The organism is Actinomadura citrea (genome assembly GCF_013409045.1).
Classification (GTDB): domain Bacteria; phylum Actinomycetota; class Actinomycetes; order Streptosporangiales; family Streptosporangiaceae; genus Spirillospora; species Spirillospora citrea.
The window spans coordinates 4,692,483-4,715,658 of the sequence record NZ_JACCBT010000001.1 but is presented as its reverse complement, the minus strand read 5'-3'; the positions used below and the strand labels follow the sequence as shown (position 1 = coordinate 4,715,658).

At 76.4% G+C, this 23,176-nt stretch carries 25 protein-coding genes; 10 read left to right on the top strand and 15 right to left on the bottom strand.

From position 1 onward, the window contains the following. Nucleotides 1-113: 113 nt before the first annotated feature. On the top strand, nucleotides 114-689 hold the full coding sequence (locus tag BJ999_RS22065) for a TerD family protein (RefSeq protein WP_089313140.1): 576 nt from the start codon (nucleotides 114-116) through the stop codon (nucleotides 687-689). A gap of 77 nt (nucleotides 690-766) precedes the next feature. Here BJ999_RS22065 and BJ999_RS22060 read toward each other — a convergent pair whose 3' ends face one another. After that, nucleotides 767-1,189 (bottom strand): RidA family protein, encoded by a 423-nt coding sequence (locus BJ999_RS22060; RefSeq protein WP_179835052.1) that lies wholly within the window; start codon nucleotides 1,187-1,189, stop codon nucleotides 767-769. A gap of 4 nt (nucleotides 1,190-1,193) precedes the next feature. Further along, nucleotides 1,194-2,954 (bottom strand): class I adenylate-forming enzyme family protein, encoded by a 1,761-nt coding sequence (locus BJ999_RS22055; RefSeq protein WP_229810642.1) that lies wholly within the window; start codon nucleotides 2,952-2,954, stop codon nucleotides 1,194-1,196. A 187-nt stretch (nucleotides 2,955-3,141) separates the two neighbouring features. Between BJ999_RS22055 and BJ999_RS22050 the strand changes: the two genes are divergently transcribed. Further along, nucleotides 3,142-3,921, top strand: coding sequence for an HAD-IIA family hydrolase (locus BJ999_RS22050; protein WP_089313137.1), 780 nt, complete (start codon nucleotides 3,142-3,144; stop codon nucleotides 3,919-3,921). A 36-nt stretch (nucleotides 3,922-3,957) separates the two neighbouring features. Next, complete coding sequence (locus BJ999_RS22045) at nucleotides 3,958-4,581, top strand: IMPACT family protein (RefSeq protein ID WP_179835051.1); 624 nt, start codon at nucleotides 3,958-3,960, stop codon at nucleotides 4,579-4,581. A 22-nt stretch (nucleotides 4,582-4,603) separates the two neighbouring features. On the opposite strand, the gene BJ999_RS22040 is transcribed toward BJ999_RS22045, so the two are convergent. The 3 genes from BJ999_RS22040 to BJ999_RS22030 form a co-directional block, all read right to left on the bottom strand. Next, on the bottom strand, nucleotides 4,604-5,395 hold the full coding sequence (locus BJ999_RS22040) for an alpha/beta fold hydrolase (RefSeq protein WP_179835050.1): 792 nt from the start codon (nucleotides 5,393-5,395) through the stop codon (nucleotides 4,604-4,606). Nucleotides 5,396-5,489: 94 nt separating this feature from the next. Continuing rightward, complete coding sequence (locus BJ999_RS22035) at nucleotides 5,490-6,782, bottom strand: RNA polymerase sigma factor (RefSeq protein ID WP_179835049.1); 1,293 nt, start codon at nucleotides 6,780-6,782, stop codon at nucleotides 5,490-5,492. Beyond that, a complete protein-coding gene (locus BJ999_RS22030; protein WP_179835048.1) occupies nucleotides 6,779-7,129 on the bottom strand; it encodes a YciI family protein in 351 nt (116 codons plus the stop codon). Before BJ999_RS22030 ends, BJ999_RS22035 begins: the two co-directional genes overlap by 4 nt. Before the next feature lie 227 nt (nucleotides 7,130-7,356). Here BJ999_RS22030 and BJ999_RS22025 point away from each other — a divergent pair, with 227 nt between their 5' ends. Continuing rightward, nucleotides 7,357-8,121 (top strand): sulfite exporter TauE/SafE family protein, encoded by a 765-nt coding sequence (locus tag BJ999_RS22025; protein ID WP_179835047.1) that lies wholly within the window; start codon nucleotides 7,357-7,359, stop codon nucleotides 8,119-8,121. A gap of 55 nt (nucleotides 8,122-8,176) precedes the next feature. Here the strand turns inward: BJ999_RS22025 and BJ999_RS22020 are convergent, their stop codons facing one another. Further along, nucleotides 8,177-9,148, bottom strand: a complete 972-nt coding sequence (locus BJ999_RS22020; protein ID WP_179835046.1) for a GlxA family transcriptional regulator — start codon at nucleotides 9,146-9,148, stop codon at nucleotides 8,177-8,179. A gap of 7 nt (nucleotides 9,149-9,155) precedes the next feature. Beyond that, entirely contained in the window at nucleotides 9,156-9,749 is a 594-nt protein-coding gene (locus tag BJ999_RS22015; RefSeq protein ID WP_179835045.1) for a cysteine hydrolase family protein, read from the bottom strand. A gap of 181 nt (nucleotides 9,750-9,930) precedes the next feature. On the opposite strand from BJ999_RS22015, the gene BJ999_RS22010 reads away from it, so the two are divergent. The 4 genes from BJ999_RS22010 to BJ999_RS21995 all read left to right on the top strand — a co-directional run bounded on the left by BJ999_RS22010 (nucleotide 9,931) and on the right by BJ999_RS21995 (nucleotide 13,393). After that, complete coding sequence (locus tag BJ999_RS22010) at nucleotides 9,931-11,241, top strand: carboxylate-amine ligase (protein ID WP_179835044.1); 1,311 nt, start codon at nucleotides 9,931-9,933, stop codon at nucleotides 11,239-11,241. 136 nt (nucleotides 11,242-11,377) lie between these two features. Beyond that, complete coding sequence (locus BJ999_RS22005) at nucleotides 11,378-12,475, top strand: iron-containing redox enzyme family protein (RefSeq protein ID WP_229810651.1); 1,098 nt, start codon at nucleotides 11,378-11,380, stop codon at nucleotides 12,473-12,475. Nucleotides 12,476-12,492: 17 nt separating this feature from the next. Then, nucleotides 12,493-13,194: a HemK2/MTQ2 family protein methyltransferase gene (locus tag BJ999_RS22000; RefSeq protein WP_179835042.1), complete on the top strand. Its 702-nt coding sequence runs from the start codon at nucleotides 12,493-12,495 to the stop codon at nucleotides 13,192-13,194. Further along, nucleotides 13,169-13,393 (top strand): CDGSH iron-sulfur domain-containing protein, encoded by a 225-nt coding sequence (locus tag BJ999_RS21995; protein WP_179835041.1) that lies wholly within the window; start codon nucleotides 13,169-13,171, stop codon nucleotides 13,391-13,393. Before BJ999_RS22000 ends, BJ999_RS21995 begins: the two co-directional genes overlap by 26 nt. Before the next feature lie 67 nt (nucleotides 13,394-13,460). Here BJ999_RS21995 and BJ999_RS21990 read toward each other — a convergent pair whose 3' ends face one another. The 6 genes from BJ999_RS21990 to BJ999_RS21965 form a co-directional block, all read right to left on the bottom strand. Beyond that, a complete protein-coding gene (locus tag BJ999_RS21990; protein ID WP_179835040.1) occupies nucleotides 13,461-13,712 on the bottom strand; it encodes a hypothetical protein in 252 nt (83 codons plus the stop codon). Nucleotides 13,713-13,810: 98 nt separating this feature from the next. Then, nucleotides 13,811-14,887 carry an NAD-dependent epimerase/dehydratase family protein gene (locus BJ999_RS21985; protein ID WP_179835039.1) on the bottom strand — a complete coding sequence of 359 codons (1,077 nt, stop codon included), beginning with the start codon at nucleotides 14,885-14,887 and terminating at the stop codon, nucleotides 13,811-13,813. A gap of 165 nt (nucleotides 14,888-15,052) precedes the next feature. Next, nucleotides 15,053-15,832, bottom strand: a complete 780-nt coding sequence (locus BJ999_RS21980) for a methylated-DNA--[protein]-cysteine S-methyltransferase (RefSeq protein ID WP_179835038.1) — start codon at nucleotides 15,830-15,832, stop codon at nucleotides 15,053-15,055. Then, complete coding sequence (locus tag BJ999_RS21975) at nucleotides 15,829-16,533, bottom strand: RNA polymerase sigma factor (protein ID WP_229810640.1); 705 nt, start codon at nucleotides 16,531-16,533, stop codon at nucleotides 15,829-15,831. Before BJ999_RS21975 ends, BJ999_RS21980 begins: the two co-directional genes overlap by 4 nt. Before the next feature lie 68 nt (nucleotides 16,534-16,601). Next, nucleotides 16,602-17,267: a response regulator gene (locus BJ999_RS21970; RefSeq protein ID WP_179835037.1), complete on the bottom strand. Its 666-nt coding sequence runs from the start codon at nucleotides 17,265-17,267 to the stop codon at nucleotides 16,602-16,604. Continuing rightward, nucleotides 17,264-18,748: a sensor histidine kinase gene (locus BJ999_RS21965; RefSeq protein WP_268247863.1), complete on the bottom strand. Its 1,485-nt coding sequence runs from the start codon at nucleotides 18,746-18,748 to the stop codon at nucleotides 17,264-17,266. Before BJ999_RS21965 ends, BJ999_RS21970 begins: the two co-directional genes overlap by 4 nt. 129 nt (nucleotides 18,749-18,877) lie before the next feature. On the opposite strand from BJ999_RS21965, the gene BJ999_RS21960 reads away from it, so the two are divergent. Next, a complete protein-coding gene (locus tag BJ999_RS21960) occupies nucleotides 18,878-20,635 on the top strand; it encodes a sensor histidine kinase (protein WP_179835036.1) in 1,758 nt (585 codons plus the stop codon). Then, complete coding sequence (locus BJ999_RS21955; protein WP_179835035.1) at nucleotides 20,632-21,300, top strand: response regulator; 669 nt, start codon at nucleotides 20,632-20,634, stop codon at nucleotides 21,298-21,300. The genes BJ999_RS21960 and BJ999_RS21955 overlap by 4 nt, the downstream gene beginning before the upstream one ends. A 31-nt stretch (nucleotides 21,301-21,331) precedes the next feature. Here the strand turns inward: BJ999_RS21955 and BJ999_RS21950 are convergent, their stop codons facing one another. Together BJ999_RS21950 and BJ999_RS21945 are read right to left on the bottom strand one after the other, a co-directional pair. Then, entirely contained in the window at nucleotides 21,332-22,156 is an 825-nt protein-coding gene (locus BJ999_RS21950) for an ABC transporter permease (protein WP_179835034.1), read from the bottom strand. A gap of 3 nt (nucleotides 22,157-22,159) precedes the next feature. Next, nucleotides 22,160-23,077 (bottom strand): ATP-binding cassette domain-containing protein, encoded by a 918-nt coding sequence (locus tag BJ999_RS21945; protein ID WP_179835033.1) that lies wholly within the window; start codon nucleotides 23,075-23,077, stop codon nucleotides 22,160-22,162. Nucleotides 23,078-23,176: the final 99 nt, after the last annotated feature.

The window sequence follows — 23,176 nt, the reverse complement described above, 5'->3', positions numbered from 1 at the left end:
CACGCCGCGAATTCGCCAAGGAGGCGGGGGAACCCGCGCAAGGTGACTACCGTTCTCGTTAGACAGACCGCACGCGGGTGATGGCGCCCGCAGCCGATACGGAGGTAGACACAGTGGGAGTCAGTCTGAGCAAGGGCGGCAACGTCTCGCTGACCAAGGAGGCCCCCGGACTGACCGCCGTCGTGGTTGGTCTGGGATGGGACGTGCGGACCACGACCGGTACCGACTTCGACCTGGACGCCAGCGCCCTGCTGTGCTCGGCGGAGAACAAGGTCCTGTCGGATCAGCACTTCGTGTTCTTCAACAACCTCAAGAGCCCCGACGGTTCGGTCGAGCACACCGGCGACAACCTCACCGGTGAGGGCGAGGGCGACGACGAGGCGATCAAGGTGAACCTGAGCGGGGTCCCCGCCGAGATCGCCAAGATCGTGTTCCCGGTGTCGATCTACGACGCCGACAACCGGCAGCAGAGCTTCGGGCAGGTCCGCAACGCCTTCATCCGCGTGGTGAACCAGGCCGACAACAGTGAGATCGCGCGCTATGACCTGTCGGAGGACGCCTCGACCGAGACCGCGATGGTGTTCGGTGAGCTGTACCGCAACGGCGCCGAGTGGAAGTTCCGCGCGGTGGGCCAGGGCTACGCCTCGGGCCTGTCGGGCATCGCCTCCGACTTCGGGGTGAACGTCTGACGTTCTCCGCACGTGGACGGGGCGCCCCCATCGGCGGGGGCGCCCCGTCGCGCGTCCGGCCCGGGCACCGGGTGCCGTCAGTCGGCGGGGACGACCGCGAGGGCCTCGATCTCCACCAGCAGGTCGTCGCGGACCAGGCGCGACACCTCGACCAGCGACGCGGCCGGCGCGACCTTCTCGGGGACGAACTCGGCGCGCACGGCGCGCACGACCGGGGCGCCGCCGGCGTCCCGCAGGAAGTAGCCGAGCCGCACGACGTGCTCCCAGCGGGCGCCGGCGGCGGTGAGCGCGGCCTCCAGATTGGCGAACACCTGCCGGGTCTGGGCCTCCAGATCACCGGGGCCGACCAGGTTCCCGGCCGGGTCCAGCGGGATCTGGCCGCTGATCACCACCAGCCGGCCGGGCACGTCGACGGAGACGGCATGGCTGTAACCGGGGCCGGGCGCCAGGCCCGGCGCGTCGATCTGGCGGTGGGCGGGGCGCGGTTCGTCGCTCGTCACAAGATCACGATACCGGCGGGCGGTCGAGCAGCTCCTCGCGCAGCCGGGTCTTGAGGATCTTGCCGCCGGGGTTGCGGGGCAGGCCCTGCTCGCGGAACCACACGTGCGCGGGCACCTTGAACGCGGCGATCCGCCCGGCCAGGAACTCGCGGAGCTCGCGCCCGGACACCGCGGCGCCGGGGCGCGGCACGACCACCGCGCCGACCTCCTCGCCGAGCACCTGGTGGGGGACGCCGATCACGGCGCAGTCGGCGACGGCGGGATGCTCGTAGAGGGCGGACTCGACCTCGGCGCAGTAGATGTTCTCGCCGCCGCGGATCAGCATGTCCTTGGCGCGGTCGACGATGTAGACGAACCCGTCGGCGTCCAGGCGGGCCAGATCGCCGCTGTGGAACCAGCCGTCCACGAAGGCCGCGGCGGTCGCGTCGGGCTTGTTCCAGTAGCCCTTGATGACGTTGGGCCCCTTGATGAGCAGCTCGCCGACCTCGCCGGTCGGCAGCTCCTCCCCGGCGGGCCCCACGACCCTGACGTCGCAGACCGCGACGGGCGGGCCGACGCTCTCGGGCCGCTCCAGGTAGTTCACGCCGCCGTTGTAGGTGGTGACCGAGGAGGTCTCGGTGAGGCCGTAGCCGTTGCCGGGCATCCGCTCGGGCAGCCGCTCCTTGATCTTGTCGACGAGGGCGGGCGCGGCCGGCGCGCCGCCGTAGCTGACGCCGGTGAGGCTGGAGGTGTCGAACTCGCCGAAGTCGGGGGAGGTCAGGACCTGCCAGGCCATCGTCGGGACGCCGCCGAACCCGGTGACCCCCTCCCGCTCGATCAGCTCCAGCGCCGTGCGGACGTCCCACTTGTACATCAGCACCACGGTGCCGCCCTGCAGGGCGCTGGACACCAGCACCGAGTGGCAGCCGGTGGCGTGGAAGAACGGGACGCTCAGCAGCGTCACGCGCGGCTGCGGCGCCGCGAGCTCCTCGACCGTGCGGCCGGCGCGCACCCCGGCCGACATGATCCCGTAGGCGAGGCTGACGGGGTTGCCGGCGATGTTGCGGTGCGTGCCGAGGGCGCCCTTGGGGCGTCCGGTGGTGCCGGAGGTGTAGAAGATCGTGGCCTCGTCCTCAGGGTCGAGCGGCACGTCGGGCAGCGGCACCTCGGGTGGGGACTCCTCGGAAGCGGACGCGGAGGTCGGATCGCCGATGACGTCCTCGAACACCTCCGTGCCCGCGGGCGCGGCGCCGCCCGCCCGAGCGACCAGGCACGCCACGCCCAGGCCCGGCAGCACGCCGGCGAGCCGCTGGGCGCGTTCGGCGTCGGCGACCAGGACCTTGGCGCCGCTGTCGGCCAGCCCGTACTCCAGTTCCCCCGCGCTCCACCAGGCGTTGAGCGGGACCACGACGGCTCCGGCGACGGCGGCGCCGAAGAACGCCACCGACCACTCGGGGTAGTTGCGCATGGCGATCGCGACCCGGTCGCCCTTGGCGATCCCGTACCGCTCGACGAGCCGCCGCGCGAACGCGGCCGCCCGCGCGTGGTGCTCGGCGAAGGTGAGCCGGTCGTCCCCGTAGACCAGGAAGTCCTTGTCGCCGTGGAGGCGGGAGATCTCCAGGACGTCGCGCAGGGTGGCCGGGGCGTTCTTCCACACGCGGGTCCGCACGCCGCGGATGCGCGCCTCGGCCATCTCGAACAGCTGCCCCGGCGCCGTCATCGCGGCTCTGACCTCGGCGATGCTCGCCGGCCGCCGCCCGGTGTCCTGCACGTTCCGGTCCTGCACGTCGCGCCTCCCGCGGGGTGGGGGCGCACCGCCGGGCGGCCCGTCCGCCGAACATGATTCGGTGCGCCGTGTCCGAAATGTATGGTCCGCGTCACACGCAGGTCAACGCCCCGGCGCCGCGGGCCCCCGGGGAGACCCGTCCGGGCGGACGGTCCCAGGGAAGATCCCTGCCTGCGACAATGGGGGCATGACCGAGCGCAAGCCGATCGAGTACTGGCTGTCGGACATGGACGGCGTCCTCGTGCACGAAGGCCGTCCCGTCCCCGGCGCCGAGGAGTTCGTCCGCCGCCTGGCGGCGTCCGGAAAGCCGTTCCTCATCCTGACCAACAACTCGATCTACACCCGGCGGGACCTGTCGGCGCGCCTGGCGGCGGCCGGCCTGGCCGTCCCGGCCGAGTCGATCTGGACCTCGGCGCTGGCCACCGCCCGCTTCCTGGCCGACCAGCGGCCCGAGGGCTCGGCCTACGTGATCGGCGAGGCGGGACTGACGACGGCGCTGCACGAGGCGGACTTCGTCCTCACCGACATCGACCCCGACTACGTGGTGCTCGGCGAGACCCGCACCTACAGCTTCTCCCAGATCACCCGCGCGATCCGGCTGATCGAGGGCGGCGCCCGGTTCGTGGCGACCAACCCCGACCCGATCGGCCCGTCCCCGGAGGGCTCGCTGCCGGCGTGCGGCGCCGTCGCCGCGATGATCACCCGGGCGACGGGCGTGGAGCCCTACTTCGTCGGCAAGCCGAACCCGCTGATGATGCGCACGGCGCTGAACGTGGTCGGCGGGCACAGCGAGAGCACCGCGATGATCGGCGACCGCATGGACACCGACATCGTCGCGGGGGTGGAGGCCGGGCTGGAGACGATCCTGGTGCTGACCGGCGTCACCCGCAAGGACGAGATCGCCCGGTTCCCGTTCCGCCCGCACCGCGTCGTGGCGTCCATCGCCGACCTCATCGAGCTGGTCTGACCGGCGTTCGGGCCCGGCCGTAGACTCGCGGACGCCATGCGCACGATCAGACGGGGCGGCTCGGTGGAGCTGGAGGTCCGCAGGTCCCGGTTCGTCTGCACGCTCGCCCGCGCCGCCGACGAGGCCGAGGCGGTCGCGTTCATCGCCGGGCACCGGCGGGCGCACCGCGACGCCACCCACAACTGCACCGCCTACGTCGTCGGCGAGCACGGCGAGATCACCAAGAGCAGCGACGACGGCGAGCCGGCCGGGACGGCGGGGATCCCGATGCTGGAGGTGCTGGTGCGGCGCGGGCTGACCGGCACCGCCGCGGTCGTCACCCGCCACTTCGGCGGGGTGAAGCTCGGCGCGGGCGGCCTGGTGCGCGCCTACGGGCAGGCGGTCTCCGGCGCCCTCGACGCCGTCGGCGTGGTGGAGCTGCGCCCGGTGGTGACGGTCACCGTCGGCGTGGACCACGCGCTGGCGGGGCGGTTCCTGGGCGATCTGCACGCCCGCGGACACCAGCCCGGCGACGTCCGCTACGGGACTGGCGTGGAGGCCGACGTCGCGGTGCCCGTCCCGGAGCTGGAGGCGTTCGAGGCGTGGGCCGCGGAGGTCACCGCCGGACGGGCCCGGACGCGGCGCGGCGCGACCGGCCACATCGAGGTGCCCGTCCTCTGACCGGGCCCGCGCTCCGGACGGCTCAGCCGGTGAGGAACCCGGCCAGGGCGGGGGCGAGCGCGGCGGGGTCGACGTCGTGGGTCTGGCCGTCCAGGGTGCGGTGCGTCCCGGCGGGCAGGAGCGCGGCGGTGCGGCGGGCGATGTCGCGCATCCAGGCGGGGCTGTCGCCGCCGTCCAGCACCAGGGTCGGGACGGTGACGCCTGCGAGCAGGTCCTCCGGCAGCTCGGCGCCCGTGGCGGCGTCGTCCATGACGGCCGAGTCGTAGGCGAGGGTGGGCGCGAGCGCCTCCATCGCGGGCCACATCGGCGCGCCCCGCATCTGGCGGACCATCTCCTCCGGCATCCCGACGGCGGTCATGAACAGGGCGAGGGCGTCCCCGCGGCGCCCGTCGGCCAGCATGCCGGTCAGCTCGGTGTTGTAGGCGCGGGCGCGGGTGAGGCGGTCGTCGTGGGCGGGGTTGAAGGGCGGCTCGAACAGCGCGAGCCCGGTGATGGGCAGGCCCTGCGCGGCGGCGCGCAGCGCCAGGACCGCGCCGGACGACATCCCGTACACCGCGGCGGACCCGCCGGCGGCCTCGATGACGGCGGCCAGGTCCTCGATCTCCCGCTCGACGGCGTAGGGAGGGGTGTCGCCGCTGTCGCCGCGTCCCCGGCGGTCGTAGGTGAGGACGGTGCGGTGCGGGGCCAGCAGCCCGGCGAGCGCGGCACCGGAGCCGCGGTCGTTGAGGGCGCCGCCGACATGGATCAGGGCGGGTCCCTCACCGGTCCGGTCGATGGCGATGCGGGTGCCGTCCTTGGAGTGCGTGGTGTCCATGAAGGGTTCCTTCCCAGGTGGCCGGCTTTGTGCGGCCGTTCGTCCCACCGACGAACGCGCCGCGCCGCGACGGACACCTCCGCGCGAACGTTTTTCAGCCGGACCCGTGCGGGGTGATCTCGGCGAGGCGGCGGGCGAGGTGGCGGCGCTCGGCGTCGTTGGCGACCAGGTCCAGCGCGGCGCGGTAGGCGGCGGCGGCCTCGGTGTCGCGGCCCATGCGGCGCAGCAGGTCGGCGCGGGTGGCGGGCAGCAGGTGATAGCCGTCCAGGGCGCCGGAGCGCTCCAGGTCCCCGACCAGTTCCAGTCCGGCGGCGGGGCCGTCGGCCATCCCGACCGCGACCGCCCGGTTCAGCCGCACCACCGGTGAGGGGACCAGCCCCGCGAGCAGTTCGTACAGCACGGCGATCTGGGACCAGTCGGTGGCGGCGGCGTCGGGCGCGGTGGCGTGGCAGGCCGCGATGGCGGCCTGCACCTGGTAGGGGCCGGGCGGGGGACGGCCGGGCGCGGGGCGCAGGGCGTCCTCCAGCAGGGCGACGCCCTCGGCGATCTCGGCGGCGTCCCAGCGGGAGCGGTCCTGGTGCTCCAGGGTGACCAGCGCGCCGGCCGCGTCGGTGCGGGCGGCGGCGCGGGCGTCGTGCAGCAGCATCAGCGCCAGCAGGCCGCGCGCCTCGGGCTCGGCGGGCAGCAGCGAGGCCAGCAGCCGGGCGAGGCCGATCGCCTCCCCGCACAGCGCACGGCGCTGCAGCGCGCCGCCGCCGGTGGCGCCGTAGCCCTCGTTGAACAGCAGGTACAGCACGCCGAGGACGGCGGTGGTGCGTTCGGGCAGCAGGTCGGGCGGCGGGACGCGGTAGGGGATGCCCGCGTCGCGGATCTTGCGTTTGGCGCGGGTGATCCGTTTGGACATCGCGGGCTCCTCGACCAGGAACGCGCGGGCGATCTCGCCGGTGGTGAGGCCGGCGAGGGTGCGCAGGGTGAGGGCGACGCGGGCGTCGAGGCGCAGCGCGGGGTGGCAGCAGGTGAACATCAGCCGCAGCCGGTCGTCGCCGAAGGCGTCCGGTTCGGGCCGCGGGGGCGGTCCGGCGGTGCGGGCGGCCTGGGCGAGCTTGCGGGCGCCGGCGGCGTCGCGGCGCAGCCGGTCCACGGCGCGGTTGCGGGCGGCGGTGGTCAGCCAGGCGCCGGGCCGGGCCGGGACGCCGTCGCGCGGCCAGCGTTCCAGCGCCGCGGCGAAGGCGTCCTGGGCGCACTCCTCGGCCAGGTCCCAGTCGCCGGTCACCCGGATCAGGGTGGCCACGACCTGGCCCCATTCGGCCCGGAAGGCCCGCGCGACGGCGTCGGCGGCGCCCGTTCGAGCGGTCGCAGGCGGCTGGGGCGAGGGGGCGGCGGTCACGTCGTCGCGGGGCCCGGTTCCTCGACCGGGCGGATCTCGATCTGGCCGAGGGCGGCCCACGGGTGGCGGGAGGCGATCTCGATGGCCTCCTGCAGCCCGCCGCACTCGATGAGGGAGAACCCGCCGATCTGGTCCTTGGTCTCGGCGAACGGACCGTCGGTGAGCAGCACCTCGTCGCCGCGGACCTTGACGGTGGTGGCCTGGTCGCTGGGCGCGAGCCCGGCGCCGCCGCGGATGACGCCGCGCCGCGCCATCTCCTGCGACCAGCCGCCGCAGCCGGTGGCGGCGGCCTGCTCGGGATCGGTGCCGGCGGTCTCGTCGCTGCAGATCATCAGCACGTAGCGCACGGTTCCTCCGCTGCCCGGGTGTCCTGGTGGACGGGTGTCCGTCCGCACAGCAGCATCCCAGACCCGTGGCGGCGCGCGGGCCGCCTTGATCGCGGCTCACCTGGTGGCGGTGTTGACCGGCGGGCGGGAGCTCGCACAATGTCGAGGATGGGTACTCCACACCGGCTCGGGGCGTTCCGCGGAACGCCGCCGCGGGGCGGGGGGCCGCACGCCGGGCGGCCGGGCCGGTGACGGGGCTGGAGCCGGGCGTTGCGGCGGGGCTGGTGCTGCTGGCGGTCGCGGCGGGCATCGGGATCACGGCGGTCGGGCCGGGCGGGGTGCTGGTCACCGCGGGGCTGTTCGCGCTGACGCCGCTGTCTCCGGCGCAGGTGGCGGGCACGGCGCTGGTCACCAACGTCGCGACGGGCGTGCTGGGCACCGTGGTGTACACGCGGTCGGGGCAGCTGCGCGAGCCGCCGACGCGGCGGACGGCGGTGCTGCTGTGCGGGGGTGCGGTCGCCGGTACGCCGGTGGGGGTGCTGCTGAACGGGCTGGTGACGGGCCGGGTGTTCGGTGTGCTGCTGGGAGCCCTGGTCGCGGTGACCGCGGTTCTGGTGCTCGCCCGGCGCCCGGGCGGGCGGGGGCCCGCGGTGGAGGGGCCGGGGTGGCCGGTGACGGCGGCGGTGGGTGCGGGGGTGGCGGCGGGCGGCGCGATGTTCGGGGTCGGGGGGCCGATGCTGTGCGTGCCGCTGCTGGTGGCGCTGGGGGTGCCGGTGCTGTCGGCGCTGGGGGCGGCGCAGGCCCAGTCGGTGGTGATCGCCGGTGCCGGGACGGTCGGGTACGTCGCGGCGGGCGCGGTGGACTGGCCGCTGGCGGCGCTGGTGGGCGTCCCGGAGTTGGCGGGGGTCCTGGCGGGGTGGGTGATCGCCCGGGCGGTGCCAGCGGCGGCGCTGAAGGGGGCGCTGGTGGTGAGCCTGCTGACGCTGGCTCCGTACGTGGCGCTGCGCGGCTGAGCCGCCGGGCCGCCGGGTCCGGTGGGGCGGGGCGGCGGGGTGGGGATGGGGGCGGTCAGGTGCGGGCGCGCAGGCGGCGCAGCATGCGGGCGTCGGTGAATCCGACGGCGCGGGCGGCGGTGTCGGTGGTGGCGCCCTGCCCGATGAGGTGCTCGGCGTGTTCCAGCCGCAGTTCCTGCTGGTAGCGCAGCGGGGTCAGGCCCGTGGCGGCGGTGAAGCGGCGGGTGAGGGTGCGTTCGCTGACGCCGGCCTCGGCGGCCAGGGTGTGCAGGGGCAGGGGGCGCGCGTAGCGGGCGTCGATGAGGTCCTGGGCGCGGTGGACGGCGTCGCTGACGTGGGCGCGGTGCCGCAGCAGGGCGCTGGCCTGGGGTTCGTCGCCGTTGCGGCGCGCGTACACGACCATGGTGCGGGCGATGCGGGCGGCGGCGCCGGGTCCGTGCCGGGAGGCGACCAAGTGCAGGGCGAGGTCGATGCCGGAGGCGATGCCGGCGGAGGTGATGACGCGGCCGTCGGTGACGTACAGCACGTCGCGCACGACGGTGGCGCGGGGGTGGCGGCGGGCGAGGGCGTCCTGGATCTCGTGATGGGTGGTGCAGCGGCGTCCGTCCAGGAGCCCGGCGTGGGCGAGGGCGAACGCTCCGGCGCAGACGCTGGCGACGGTGCCGCCCGCGGCGTGGTGGCCGGCCAGGCGGCGGGCGGTGTGGGCGGAGACGGGCGGGGCGTGGGTTTCGCGGCCGCCCCAGCGCCATCCGGGGACCAGGACGATGTCGCCTGCGGTGAGGGCGGGCCAGGCGGCGGGCGCCTGGAGGGGCACGCCCTGCGCGGTGTGCACGGCCACAGGCGCGGGTGCAGGCACGGCGGGGTGAGGTGGCGCGGTCTCCTGCGGGTCCCCGGGTTCGGGGTGGTCGGCGACGTAGGCGAGCCGGTAGGGCAGGCCGGCGTCGGCGGCGGTGCCGAACACCTGGGCGGGCCCGGCGAGGTCGAGCAGGTGCAGGCCGGGGACGAGCAGGAAGACGACGCGGGTCACGATCCGGTCAGCCTACCGGGGCGGGCGCGAGATCGTCGAGCGAGGCGATCGCGGCGAACCGTCCGGCCAGGGCGTACTCGGTGCGGGCGATGATCTGGTCGGTGGGCAGGGTGGCGGGGTCGGCGAGGATCTCGGCCAGGGCGCGGCCGGGCGGGGCGTCGCGGTGCTCGATGGGGAAGGTGGCGGTGGCGTCGGTGACGAAGGTGACGCGGTAGCCGAGGTCGGCGGCCAGGCGGGCGGTGGTCTCGCAGCACTGCTCGGTCTGGACGCCGCAGACCGCGACCTCGCCCACGCCGCGTTCGGTGAGCAGTTGCTGCAGGCCGGTGGTGGTGAAGGCGTTGCGGGAGGTCTTGGTCATGACGGGCTCGCCGGCCTCGGGGGCCAGGCCGTCCATGAGGCGCACGTGGCCGAGCGCGGGGTCGAAGGCGCCCCCCGAGCCCGGTTCGGCGTGCAGGATCCACACGACCAGGTCGCCGGCGGCGCGGGCGGCGGCGGCCAGGCGCGCGGCGCGGGCGGCGATGTCGGGCGCCGAGACCGCCTCCCAGTTGGGGCGGCGGCGGAAGGACTCTTGGACGTCGATGACGAGGAGCGCTCGGTTCATGAGGTCGATGCTGGCCGGGCGCGGCGGCGGCGGACAGGCATCATCGCGGCGGGACGCGGAACGATCCGGTCACTGCGGTGGAAGGAGACGGCGTAAAGGATCTCGGGCGGGGGAGGGAGGGGACGTTCTGGGCGGGAATCCCCCGAGGTGAGGGGGTCTGTACGAGTGAGGGGGACTCGGCATGGGCGGAGGCGTTGGGGGGCACGCGCCGGGCGTCAGTCTCGGGGTGGAGGAGGAGTTCCTGCTGGTGGACGCGGTCTCGGGGGAGTGCGTCGCGCACGCCGAGGACGTCCTGGAAAGAGCCGGGCCGCACCGGTGGCGGGCGTCGGGTGGATCGTTCCACACCGAGTTGCTGGGGTCGCAGGTGGAGGCGGTGACCGGGGTGTGCCACGACCTGGCGGGCCTGCGCGCGCAGCTGCGGTACGGGCGGGCGCGGCTGGCGGAGGCCGCGCGGGAGGGCGGCGCGCTGCTGGTGGCGTCGGGGACGCCGGTGCTGGGCGGGAGCCGGCCGCCGGCGGCGCGGGGCGAGCGGTTCGCCGCGATCGTGTCCGCCTACGGCGACGTGGTCGAGGACTACCAGGCGTGCGGGTGCCATGTGCACGTCGGCGTCCAGGACCGGGAGTCGGCGGTGGCGGTGGTGAACCATCTGCGGCCGTGGCTGCCGGTGCTGGTGGCGCTGGCGGCCAACTCGCCGTTCGACCGCGGGCGCCCCACCCGCTACGCGGCGCGCCGGATGATGGAGATGGCGCGGTTCCCGGGGGCGGGCGTGCCGCCGTGGTCGGTGTCGGCGGCCCACTACGACGCGCGGGTCGCGGCGCTGGTGGAGTCGGGCGCGCTGGTGGACGGGGCGATGACGTTCTGGCTGGCGCGGCCGTCGCCGCGGTGGCCGACGGTGGAGGTGCGGGCCGGGGACGCCGCGGCGACCGCGGACGAGGCGGTGCTGCAGGCCGCGCTGGTGCGGGGCCTGGTCGGCGCCGCGCTGGCGGACCTGGCGGCGGGCCGGGAGGCGCCGCGGGCGGACGGGCAGGTGTGCGCGGCGGCGCTGTGGAACGCGGCCCGGCACGGCCTGGACGGCGCGATGGTGGACCCGGTGTCGGGGCGGGCCGTCCCGGCGTGGCGGCTGGTGGACGCCCTGGTCGCCCGCGCGGCCCCGGCCCTGGAGGAGGCCGGTGACCTGGACGCCGTGTTCGCGCTGGTGGAGGGCGTGCGCCGCGCGGGGACGGGCGCGGACCGGCAGCGCCGCGCGGCGCGGCGGGGCGGTCCGCGCGCGGTGGTGGACATGCTGGTCCGGGTGACCGAGTCCGGCGGCCTGGCCGCGGCCGCGGGACCGGACGACGGGACCGACGGCGCGACGGGCGGGGGTGCGGGCGGGGCGGGAGGGCCGTGGGGCGGCCCCGCCGAGGGGACCGGGGGGCCGTCCGGTGCGACGCCAGGGGAGAAACCGGGCGTATGGGACGCGGGTGAGCGGGTACCGGAGCCGGACGCCCCTTGACGACGGAGGAGATATGACCGTTCACCAGGATCGACCGCCCTCTCGCGGTTTCGAGCCCGGCCCGGGGACCGGACGTGTGGCCGGCCCCGCGCCGGGCTCCGCGTCCGGCCACGGATCCGGACCGGCGCTCGGTCCCGTGCGGGCGCGCGCGGACCGGGCCCCGGTGCTCCCGGCGCCGCGCGGGCCGCTGTCGCGGGCCGTGGCGGCCGTCCTGGCCTCGGGTCCGCGCCCGGGCCCCCTCCACGACGACCCGCCGGAGATCCCGGAGATCGCCGGCCTGGTCGCCGAGGCGCGGTTCTGCGACCCCTACGGGGAGGACCTGCAGCTGGCGCTGCACACCTGCTACGAGCTGCACTACCAGGGGTTCGCGGGAGTGGACCCGGACTGGGAGTGGGATCCGGGGCTGCTGCGGCTGCGCGGGGCGATGGAGGCGGTGTTCCTGGCGGCGCTGCGCCGCGACGCGGGGCGCGCGGGCGGCCCGGAGGCGGCCCGGGACGTGCAGGGGGCGCTTGAGGAGCTGCTGGTCGAGCCGGTGGACGCGCGCGGCGTCTCCCACCATCTGCGCGACGAGGGCACCTGGGGGCAGATGCGCGAGTACGCGGCGCTGCGGTCGGTGTACCACCTGAAGGAGGCCGACCCGCACGCGTGGGTGATCCCGCGGTTGCGGGGGCGGGCCAAGGCGGCGCTGGTGGCGGTGGAGAACGACGAGTTCGGCGGCGGCCGTGCGGAGATGACGCACCAGGGCCTGTACGCCGATCTGCTGGACGACCTGGGGCTGGACCCGTCCTACGGCGCGTACGTGGACGCGGCGCCGGCGGTGGTGCTGGCGACGGTGAACATGATGTCGCTGTTCGGGTTGCACCGGTCGCTGCGGGCCGCCCTGGTGGGGCATTTCGCGGCGGCGGAGATCACCACGGCGCCGTCGGCGGGGCGGATGGCGCGGGCGCTGGAGCGGCTGGGCGCCGGCCCGCGCGCCCTGCTGTTCCACACCGAGCACATCGAGGCCGACGCCGTCCACGAGCAGGTGCTGCGCCACGAGGTGATCGGCGGGCTGCTGGCGGCCGAGCCGGGCCTGGCCGGGGACGTGGTGCTGGGCGTGCGCGCGACGGGCCTGCTGGAGGACCGGCTGGGCGACCACCTGCTGGGGTGCTGGCGGGCGGGCCGCTCGGCGCTGCGGCGCCCGCTCGCCGTGGCGATGAGCGACGCGCGGGCGGCCGCGCCGGTGGCCGGATGATCGGGGGAGGGCGGGCGATGCTGCTGTTCAGGCCGCCGGGCGTGTACCGGCCGCAGGCCGACACCTCACTGCTGACGCGGGCGCTGCTGGCGTCGCTGGCGCGGGCGGGGGCACCGCCGGGGGCGCGGGTCCTGGAGCTCGGCACCGGGACGGGCGCGGTGGCGCTGGCCGCGGCGCGGGCCGGCTGCGAGGTCGTCGCGGTGGACGCCTCGGCGCAGGCGGTGCTGGCGGCGCGGGTGAACGCGCGGATGCGGGGGCTGCCGGTGCGGGTGCTGCGCGGGGACATGTTCATGCCCGTCGCCGGACAGGAGTTCGACGTGATCGTCGCCAACCCCCCGTACGTGGCCGGGGACGTCGACCCGGCGTCGGTGCGGGGCCGGGCGCGGGCGTGGGAGGCGGGCCTGGACGGCCGGGTGCTGCTGGACCGGATCTGCGCGCAGGCCCCCCGGCATCTGTCGCCGTCGGGGACGCTGCTGGTGGTGCATTCGGCGCTGAACGGGGTCGCGGCGACGCTGGTGGGGCTGCGCCGCGCGGGGATGCGGGCGTCGGTGGTGGCGCGGCACCGCGAGCCGTTCGGTCCGGTGATGCGGCGCCGCGCGGACGGGCTGCGGGCGCGCGGCCTGCTGATGGACGGGCAGCGGCACGAGGACCTGGTCGTGGTGCGCGCCGACCGGATCGGGGAGGAGGCGAGCGATGAACGCGACCGGTGGGCCGCCTGAGGCCTCGGGCGGGCGGGAGCGGCGGCGGGTGCGGATCGTGCCGGGCGGCCCGGTGCTGGTGGAGGGCCCGGTGGAGGTCGTGCTGGAGGACGGGTCGACGGCGGTGTCGGACCGGTGGCTGGTCGCGCTGTGCGCGTGCCGCCGCAGCCGCACGTACCCGTTCTGCGACACCAGTCACCGCCGGCGCCGCCGCGACTGACTCCCGGCCGATCCGAACCCGGCCGATCGCGCCGCGGCCGGGCTCCCGGGCGCCGCCTTGCGGCGGGTCAGCCGCCGAGGCTGTCCAGGGCGGTGTCCAGCCGCTGGGCGAGGGCCTCGATCTGCTCCTCGTTGGCGCCGGTGTCGAGCTCGGCGATGACGGCGTCCCGCGTGGTGATCACCATCGCGTCCTCGGAGCCCTCGCCGCGGCTCGGGTCGGCCGGGACGACGGCGGCGCGGCCCTCGACGACGACGAGCGCGGCGCCGCGGTCGGGGGAGGCCAGCAGGGTGTGCAGGTGCTCGGCTGTGATCGTCGGCATCGGGTGACCTCCGGATCGGTTGGGTGGGCGGATCGGTGTCCGGCCGTCGAGCCGGACCGTGCCGCCGGTCCTGGTGCGTACAGGCGTGGTGGGCGTGGTCAGGGTCTGCGGCCGACGCCGGTGGCGAACTCGTGGCCGCGCAGCCGCCCTCCGGCGTCGGGGGCCAGCGGCGGGGTGTCGCGGCCGGCGCCGGTGCGCAGCCCTTCCAGGAACTCGGTGATCGCTTCGCGGGCGGTGTGCCGGGGCGTCCAGCCGAGCTCGTCGCGGGCCCGGGCGGTGTCCATGAGCGGGACCTGCAGGGCCAGGTCGAGCAGGGCGGGGGAGGCGGGCACCAGGTGCAGGCTCCAGGCGGCGGCGAGCGCGGCCCGCACGCCCCGCGCGGGCAGCCGCACGGTCCGGGCGCCGAGCAGGTCGGCGAGTTCGGCGGCGTCCAGGGCGGGGTCGGCGGCGAGGTTGAACGCGCCGCGGGCCCGGCCGGTGGCGGCGAGCCGGAACGCCTGCCCTGCGTCGGCGGAGTGCAGGACCTGCAGCCGCAGGCCGGGCAGGTCCGGAACGACCGGGATGAGGTCGGGGCGGGCGAGGCGTCCGGGCAGCAGCGGCCCGGCGAACAGGCGGCGCTGCTCGCTGGCGCTCTGCCGTTCGAAGATGAACCCGGGCCGCAGCCGCACGACGCGGCAGGCGGGGTTGGCGGTCTCGAAGGTGTCCAGGAGCCGTTCGACGTAGGCCTTCTCGCGGCTGTAGGCGGCCTCGGGCCACCCGTGGGTGGGCCAGGACTCGTCGACCGCGCGGTCCTTGGGGCCGGGGGAGTAGGCCCCGACGGAGGAGGAGTACACCAGCGCGGGCACGCCCGCGCGGGCGGCGGCGTCGAACACCCGGGCGCTGCCGACGGCGTTGGAGTCCCAGGTGACCGCGGGCCGGTGGGTGGGCTGGAACAGCCACGCCAGGTGGATGACGACGTCGGCGCCGCGCATCAGCGGGACCAGGTCGGTGTCGGTGACGTCGGCCTCGGCCCAGCGCAGCTTGCCGGTCCCGCCGGGGTCGGCCTCGCGGGCGGCTCCGGGACCGGGCTCGCGGCGGGCCAGTCCGGTGATCTCGGTGACGGCCGGGTCGTCGGCGAGCGCGCGGACGGTACTGGTCCCGATGTTGCCCGTGGCGCCGGTGACGACGACGCGCATGGCGGTCTCCCCCCTCGTCGGCGGTTCGCCCGCGGGATCGTCCCCGCAGGTGGACGGCCCCATTCCCGTCACGCGCCGATGTATGCCCTCCGCCGCGCCACCCGCCGCCGGGGCGGAGACAGGCCGGGCGGGGGCAGGCGGGGGGCGGGGGCAGGCGGGCAGGTGTCAGGCGGGGAGGGCGTCGCCGGGGCGGCAGTGCAGGCACGGCCGGTACCCGGCGGCCCGCGCGGCGGCCAGGTCCCGGAACCCGTGCCGGTGACCGGGGGTGATCCGGCGCGCGTCCGCGCAGGTCGGGTAGCACACGATCCCGGTGGTGTCGGAGCCCACCAGCCGCACGCCGCGCCGCGCCAGCTCGGTCACCTCCTCGACGTCGACGTCCTCGGCGCGCAGCAGCCGTTCCTTGGCGCCGGCGCCGAACACGTAGTCGCCCAGGGCGCCGTCCGAGCGGGTCACGCGGTGGCAGGGGATCAGCAGCGGGACGGGGTTGCGGCCCAGCGCCGACCCGACGGCGCGGACGGCCTTGGGCCGTCCGGCGTGCCGGGCCACCCACGCGTAGGGGCGGGTCTGCCCGCGCGGGATCTGCGCGGCGGCGCGCAGCACGGCGGCCTCGAAGTCGCTGAGGCCGCGCAGGTCCAGGCGCAGCGGGCCGAGCCGGCCGGTGCGCAGGGCGGGCAGCAGCCCGGCCGGGGGACGGTCGGCGGGCAGCAGCGGCCGCGCGAAGCGGGCGCGGAACGCCGCGGCGAACTCCCGATCGTCCATGCCGGCGCGCAGGTAGGCGACGCCGTGGTCGGTGAAGGCGACCTGCAGGCCCTCCAGGGGGCCGGGGACGTGGAGGCGGCGGGCGGCGATGCGGTCCAGCAGGGCCGGGGGCGCGTCGGCGGCCAGCTCCGCCAGTTCTCCGGCCAGCGGGTCGGGTGTGCCGCCGGCGGGGTCGGTGCGGTTCATCGATGGCCCCCTTTCTGCTCGGGGTCGGGCGCGGAGCGGACGGGTTCGGCGGTGCCGGGTGCGGTGCGCAGGGCGCGCAGGCGGGCCAGGCCGCGGGAGATGTGGGACTTGACGGTGCCCTCGGGCAGGTCCAGGACGGCCGCGATCTCGGCGACGGGCAGGTCGGTGACGTGCCGCAGCACGACCGCGGCGCGCTGCTGGTGGGGGAGGAGGTCCAGCAGGCCGGCCAGTTCGCGGCCGGTCTCGTGGCGGGCGGCGGCGTCCTCGACGCCCTCGCCCGGGTCGGGCGGGTCGGGGGCGTCCTCGATGGGGCCCGGCGCCGGGCGCCGGGCGGCCGAGCGCAGGCTGTTGCGCCACACGTTGGTCAGGATCGTCAGCAGCCAGGCCCGCGGCCGCAGCCCGGCGATGCGTTGCGCCTCGTAGCCGGTCAGCGCGCGGTAGGCGCGCAGGAACGCCTCCGCGGACAGGTCCTCGGCCTCGGCCCACCGCCCGCACAGCCGCAGCGCGGTGGAGAACACCGCACCCCGGTACGCCTCGTACAGGGCGGCGAAGCCCTCGTCGAGGTCGCGGGCGAGGGCGGCGGCGACCCGCGCCCCGGCGGTGTCGCCCACCGGGCCGCCCCTGTCGTCGCCCGCGGCGCTCCTGTCGTCGCCCGCGGCGGCGCCGGGGGCGTGGCTGAGAGCTTCGTCCGTAACCGTCACATCCGTTCAACACCGCCGTGACCGGCCCGGTTGCGGCCCGCGGTCGGCCGTTTCGGCGGGCCGGGCGGTCAGCCGAGCCAGCCGGGGCGGATCATCCCCGTCTCGTAGGCCAGCACCACCAGCTGCGCCCGGTCGCGGGCGCCGAGTTTGGCCAGGATACGGCTGACGTGGGTCTTGGCGGTGGCGGGCGACAGCACCAAGCGCCCGGCGATCTCCTCGTTGGACAGGCCCGCCGCGACCAGGTGCAGCACCTCGCGTTCCCGGTCGGTGAGCGCGTTGAGCTCGGCGGCGGGCGGCGGCGCGGTGATCCGGGAGGCGAACTCGGCGATGAGCCGCCGCGTCACCGTGGGCGCCAGCAGCGCGTCGCCGCGCGCCACCACCCGCACCCCGTGGATCAGCTCGGTCGGCTCGGTGTCCTTGACCAGGAACCCGCTGGCCCCGGCCTTGATCGCGCCGTAGACGTAGTCGTCCAGATCGAACGTCGTCAAGATCACCACGCGGACGTCGGCCAGCCGGGAGTCGGCGATGATCCGCCGGGTGGCCTCCAGCCCGTCCAGGACGGGCATGCGGATGTCCATCAGCACCACGTCGGGCCGCACCTCGCGGGCCCGCGCGACGGCCTGCTCCCCGTCGCCGGCCTCGGCGACGATCTCGATGTCGTCCTCGCCCTCCAGGATCGACCGGAACCCCGCCCGGACCAGCGTCTGGTCGTCGGCCAGCATCACCCGGATCACGCGTTCTCCTCCATCTCGCCCAGCCCGCTCATCTTCTCGCCCACAGTGCCTGGTTCGGCGGCGTCCAGCGGCAGCCGCGCCCACACCCGGAACCCGCCCCCCGGGCCCGGCCCGGCGGTCAGCTCCCCGCCGACCGACACCGCCCGCTCGCGCATGCCCCGCAGCCCGTTGCCGCCCCCCGCACCGGCACCGTGCCCGCCCTGCCCGATGTGCTCGCCGCGCGCGGGGTGCTCGGGGCCGGGCGGGTGCGTGGCGGGGCCGTCGCCGTCATCGTCCACCCGGACGATCACCTCGCCTTGGAACACCCGCACCTCGACCGCGACCGCTGCGGCCCCCGAATGCCGGACCGCGTTGGTCAGCGCCTCCTGCACGATCCGGTACCCCGCCAGCCCGACCGGGGCCGGCAGGTCGCTCAGCGCCGCCGTCCCCGGCGAGCCGGGCTCGGGCAGGTCACCGGCGCGGCGGACCGCCAGCCCGGCCGCGGCGGTCTGGTCCAGCAGCTCACCGACCCGCGCCAGCGACGGGGGCGGCGCCACCGGCCCCTGCGCCGCCCCGGGCCCGTCCGGCCCCTCGGCGTCGACCTGCCGCAGCACGCCCAGGATTCCGCGCAGCTCCCGCAGGGTCTCCTTGCTCGCCGCCTTGATCGCCTCCAGTGCCGTGTAGGCGCGGCCGGGGTCGTCGCGGCGGTGCAGCGCCGCCCCCGCCTGCACATTGATCAGCGAGATCTGGTGGGCGAGGACGTCGTGCAGCTCGCGGGCGATGCGCAGCCGCTCCGCGACCGCGCGGCGCCGCGCCTCGGCCTCGCGGTCGCGTTCGGCCGCGGCGGCGCGCCGCTCGGCGGCCTCGGCGAGGGCGCGGCGGCTGCGCACGTACTGCCCGATCGCCACCGTGATCAGCAGCCCCAGCGACAGCGACGCCACGCCGCGGGCGTCGGTGACCGCGTCGGGGTCGTCGCCCTTGCCGCGCGCCGACGCCGCCGCCAGGAAACCGGCGTTGACGACGATGACCGCGCCCAGCGACACCGCCAGCCGGCACTCCACGGCCGCGTTGAACAGCGCCAGCCACAGCACGATCGCGACGGGCCCGTCGGGGTACCCCAGCGGGTAGTACAGCGGCGGCACCGCCACGGCGACCACCAGGACCGCCACCGGGTGGCGGCGCCGCCATGCCAGCGCGACCGCCGCCACGATGATCAGCGCCAGGCCGCCCGGCCACAGGGAGCGGTCCCCGGGCTTGACCGCCGCCTCGCTCATCGTGACCGTCACCACCAGGACCGCCGCCGCCAGCAGCGCGTCGGCCGCCCGCCCCCGCGGCCACCACGCCCCGCCCGGCACCCTGCTCCCGATCCGGCCCGCGATCCCGGCCACCGCCCCGGCCCGGCGGGCGTGCCGCCGCGCGGGCTGCGCGGCCCCGGCCGTGCCCCGGGCGGGCTCGTCCAGGCCGGGCGCGCCGGGCCGGGGGCGGGGCGGGGTCGCTGTCACGCGCCAACCGTAGTTCAGCCCCGTCCCGCCCCGCGCCCCATCGAAGATCATTCCGGTGCGGGGGCGACCGGCCGCGCCCCTGACTTTCGTCAGTAACGGCCCAGTTCACCGGCCAGTAGCGTGGGGTCCGTGAACGACTCCGCGGCCCCCGGTCTCACGACGCCCGCGCCGCCCCTGACGTCCCGGGCGCGGGCGCTGGTCCGCCGGCCGTCCCGCGCCGCGCTGGTCAAGGACGTCCTGCTGTACGGGGTCCTGGCGTTCCCGATCGTGATCGGCATGATCCCCCCGCCGCAGCCCGCGCGGACGTCGTGGTGGCTGCAGGCGGCCGGCCTCGGCGTGCTGGCCGCCGCGATCGCGGCGGGGCGCGCCTGGCCCGCCCCGGCGCTGCTCACCGTGATCGCGCTGACCCTCGTCAACGGCAACTTCGTGTTCGCCATGCCCGTCCTGTCCTACCTGGCGGGCCTGCGCAGCACCCGCGCGCAACCGCTGCTGTGGGGCTTCACCGGGGTGTTCGTCGGCGGCGCGCTGCTGTCGGCGATCCGCGGCACGGAGGTCACCGCCTGGTTCCCCTCCACCGTCTGGCTCGTCCTGCTCGGCGTCCTGCCCTGGCTGGTGGGCCGCTACTGGCGCCAGTACCAGGAACTGCTGCGCGCCGGCTGGGAACGCGCCGAACGACTGGAACACCAGCAGCGCATCGTCGCCGAACGCGAACGGCTCCGCGAGCGCGCCCGCATCGCCCAGGACATGCACGACTCCCTGGGCCACGAGCTGGCCCTGATCGCCGTGCGCGCCGGGGCGCTGGAGGTCGCACCGGGACTGCACGACCGGCACCGCGCCGCGGCCGCCGAACTGCGCACCGGCGCCGCCGACGCCACCGACCACCTCCGCGAGATCATCGGCCTCCTGCGCGACGACCCCGCCGACGACCCCGCCGACGCCGAGGCCGGGGGACAGGCCCCGGCGCCGCCGCCGGCGCGGCCCGCGCGCGAAAGCATCCCCGACCTGGTCGACCGCGCCCGCGCCTCCGGCGTCCCCGTCCGCCTCACCGGCGGCGAGGCCCACGCCGGGCTCGCGCCGATGGCCGCGCTCACCGCGCACCGCGTCGTGCAGGAGGCCATCACCAACGCCGCCAAGCACGCCCCGAGCGCCGCCGTCACCGTCGCCCTCGCCCGGACCGGCACCGGCGGGACCACCGTCACGATCACCAACGACCCTCCGCCCGACGGGCCGCCGCTGCTGCCCTCCGGCGGCCGCGGCCTGACCGGCCTCACCGACCGCGTCCGCCTGCTGGGCGGGACCCTGCACGCCGCGCCCACCCCGGACGGCGGCTTCCGCGTCACCGCCGACCTCCCCGCCGACCCACCCGCCCGCGACCCGGCCACCGGCCCGGCCCAGGCCAGACCGACCGCGCGGGACGCGCTGCGCACCGCCCTCGGCCTCACCCCCGCGGCGGGGGAGTGGCCCTCCGAATCGGCCCGGCACCTGGCCCGCGAGCGCCGCCAGGTCCGCCGCGGCCTGATCACCGCGATCGCCGCCCCCACCGCCCTCATGGCGATCCTCGGCGCGATCATGGCCGGCTACTACGTCTTCGTCACCCTCAACTCCGTCCTGCGGCCCGCCGACTACGGGGCACTGGCCGTCGGCGACCCACAGCACCGCGTCGAGCAGGCCCTGCCGCCCATGCAGACACCCGACACCGGCACCGTCCGCGCCGCCGTCCCCGAACCCGCCGGCGCCGACTGCCGCTACTACCGGCCCGACGCCAACGTGCTCGGCGTCGGCCGCATCTACCGGCTGTGCTTCGCCGGCGGCCGCCTCATCGCCAAGAACACCTACGACACCCACCTGCTGAGCGCCCAGCGCACCCACGACCAGGAGGACCAGTGATCCGGGCCCTGCTCGCCGACGACGAGGCGATGATCCGCGCGGGCGTGCGCGCCATCCTGACCGCCGACCCCGGCATCGAGGTCGTCGCCGAGGCCGGCGACGGACGCGAGGCCGTCGACCTGACGCTGCGGCACCGCCCCGCGGTCGCCCTGCTGGACATCCGCATGCCGCGCCTGGACGGCCTGGCCGCCGCCGCCGAACTGCGCCGCCTCGCCCCCGCCACCGGCGTCGTCATGCTCACCACCTTCGGCGAGGACGAGTACATCGCCCGCGCCCTGGCCGGCGGCGCCAGCGGCTTCCTGCTCAAGTCCGGCGACCCCCGCGAACTGATCGCCGGGGTCCGCGCCGTCGCCGGCGGCGCCGCCTACCTGTCCCCGAAGGTCGCCCACCGCGTCATCACCCAGATCGGCGGCGGACGCCTGGACGGCCGCACCCGCGCCCGCCGCCGCATCGCCGCGCTCACCCCCCGCGAGCGCGAGGTCCTGGCGCTGCTCGGCGCCGGCCTGTCCAACGCCGGGATCGCCCGGCGGCTGCACATCGTCGAGGGCACCGTGAAGGCCTACGTCAGCGCGATCCTGACCCGCCTGGACGTCCGCAACCGCGTGCAGGCCGCCGTGCTGGCCTACCAGGCCGGCCTCGTCGACGGCATCGACGACCCCGACTGACCCCGACTGACCCGGCCGGCCCCGGTGCGCGTCAGGCGTCGCGGCGGCGCAGCACCACCACGCCACCGCACAGCACCGCAGCCGTCCACGCCACCAGGATCGCCAGCCCCACCGCCTGCGGGTAGGGGCCGTCCCCGGACATGAAGAACCGGCCGGCGCTGCTGGGCATCGAGTCCGACATTCGCCGCGCCACCCCCGACTCGTCCCCGCCGCCCAGCAGCATCGGCGCCACCAACAGGAACAGGAACGCCGTCGTCAGCGACGCCGCCGTGCCGCGCAGCATCGCCCCGACCGCCAGCACCAGCACGCTCACCAGCGCCAGGTACACCCCGGACTGCAGCGCGTCGGCCGCGAACTCCCCGGCCCGCAGCCGCCCCCACCGCCCGAGAACCGGATCGGCGACCACGGTCCCCGCCACGTTCAGCGCGACACCCAGCGGGAACGCCACCGCCGCGACCACCACCGCCTTGGCCCCCAGCATCCGGCCCCGCGGCGGCACCCACTGCAGCGTCGCCCGGATGCTGCCCGTCGCGTACTCCCCGGTGATCACCAGGATCGCCAGGGCCAGCACCACGAACTGGACCATGTCCAGCGCACCGACCGCCACGCCGCTGGCCGACACCACCCCCATGTCGTCATCGGGCAGCGCATTGGTGTTGTTGGACACCGTCGAGGACGCCAACGTGAACGCCATCACCACCATCAGCGCCACCGCCGACCCCAGCCCCCACCAGGTGGACCGCACCGACCACAGCTTCGTCCACTCCGCGGCGACCGCGCCGCGCCACCCGCCGCCCGAACCGCCGGCCGCCCGGGCGCCGCGTCCCGTGCCCGTCCGCACTACCGTCACCGCCATCGCTCAGACCCCCGTCCCCGCCGTGGCGCCGTACTCCACGCTCGCGCCCGTCAACTCCATGTACGCCTCCTCCAGGGACGCTTGCACCGCGCCCAGCTCCAGCACCGGCACCCCCGCCTCGAACGCGATCAGCCCGACGCGTTCCACGGCCAGCCCCGCCACCCGCAACTCCTCCCCGCCGGCGTGCCGCACCTGCCCGCCCGCGGCCGCCAACCGCCCCGCCAGCACCTGCGCGCGCGGGCTGCGGACGCGCACCGCGTTCCCGGGCCCCGCCGCGATCACCTCGGCCATCGGCGCGTCCGCCAGCAGCCGGCCCTTCCCGATCACCGCCAGGTGGTCCGCCGTCAGCTGCATCTCGCTCATCAGGTGCGACGACACGAACACCGTCCGGCCCTGCGCCGCCAGCGACCGCATCAGCCGCCGCACCCACACGACCCCGTCCGGATCCAGCCCGTTGACCGGCTCGTCGAACATCAGCACCCCCGGATCGCCCAGCAGCGCGCCCGCGATCCCCAGCCGCTGCCGCATCCCCAGCGAGAACGTCCCCGCCCGCCGGCCCGTGACCGCCTCCAGCCCCACCATCGCCAGGACCTCCTCCACCCGGCCCCGCGCGATGCCGTTGCTGCGCGCCATCGCCAGCAGATGCGCCCGCGCCGACCGCCCCGGATGCACCGCGCCCGCGTCCAGCAGCGCCCCCACCTCCCGCAGCGGATGCCGCATCTCCCCGTACCGGCGGCCCCCGACCAGCGCCTCGCCCGCGCTCGGACGGTCCAGGCCCACCACCATCCGCATCGTGGTGGACTTCCCGGCGCCGTTGGGGCCGAGGAACCCCGTCACCTTCCCCGCCGCCACCTCCAGCGACAGCCCGTCCACCGCCGCCCTGTCCCCGAACCGCTTCGTCAGGCCCCGCAACGTGATCATCAATGTCCTCCCCGTCCAGCCGTCCCGAACGACGCTAGACAGCGGGGGAGGACCCGCACACCGACCGGACGCCACCCTCCACCCCCGACTTTCGTCAGG

Excerpts from the sequence above, each read along its gene's own strand:
- BJ999_RS22050 (WP_089313137.1), top strand. The coding sequence starts at position 3,142 with ATGACCGAGCGCAAGCCGATCGAGTACTGGCTGTCGGACATGGACGGC.
- BJ999_RS22045 (WP_179835051.1), top strand. The coding sequence starts at position 3,958 with ATGCGCACGATCAGACGGGGCGGCTCGGTGGAGCTGGAGGTCCGCAGG.
- BJ999_RS22040 (WP_179835050.1), bottom strand. The coding sequence starts at position 5,395 with ATGGACACCACGCACTCCAAGGACGGCACCCGCATCGCCATCGACCGG.
- BJ999_RS22015 (WP_179835045.1), bottom strand. The coding sequence starts at position 9,749 with ATGAACCGAGCGCTCCTCGTCATCGACGTCCAAGAGTCCTTCCGCCGC.
- BJ999_RS22010 (WP_179835044.1), top strand. The coding sequence starts at position 9,931 with ATGGGCGGAGGCGTTGGGGGGCACGCGCCGGGCGTCAGTCTCGGGGTG.
- BJ999_RS22000 (WP_179835042.1), top strand. The coding sequence starts at position 12,493 with ATGCTGCTGTTCAGGCCGCCGGGCGTGTACCGGCCGCAGGCCGACACC.
- BJ999_RS21995 (WP_179835041.1), top strand. The coding sequence starts at position 13,169 with ATGAACGCGACCGGTGGGCCGCCTGAGGCCTCGGGCGGGCGGGAGCGG.
- BJ999_RS21990 (WP_179835040.1), bottom strand. The coding sequence starts at position 13,712 with ATGCCGACGATCACAGCCGAGCACCTGCACACCCTGCTGGCCTCCCCC.
- BJ999_RS21985 (WP_179835039.1), bottom strand. The coding sequence starts at position 14,887 with ATGCGCGTCGTCGTCACCGGCGCCACGGGCAACATCGGGACCAGTACC.
- BJ999_RS21980 (WP_179835038.1), bottom strand. The coding sequence starts at position 15,832 with ATGAACCGCACCGACCCCGCCGGCGGCACACCCGACCCGCTGGCCGGA.
- BJ999_RS21950 (WP_179835034.1), bottom strand. The coding sequence starts at position 22,156 with ATGGCGGTGACGGTAGTGCGGACGGGCACGGGACGCGGCGCCCGGGCG.
- BJ999_RS21945 (WP_179835033.1), bottom strand. The coding sequence starts at position 23,077 with ATGATCACGTTGCGGGGCCTGACGAAGCGGTTCGGGGACAGGGCGGCG.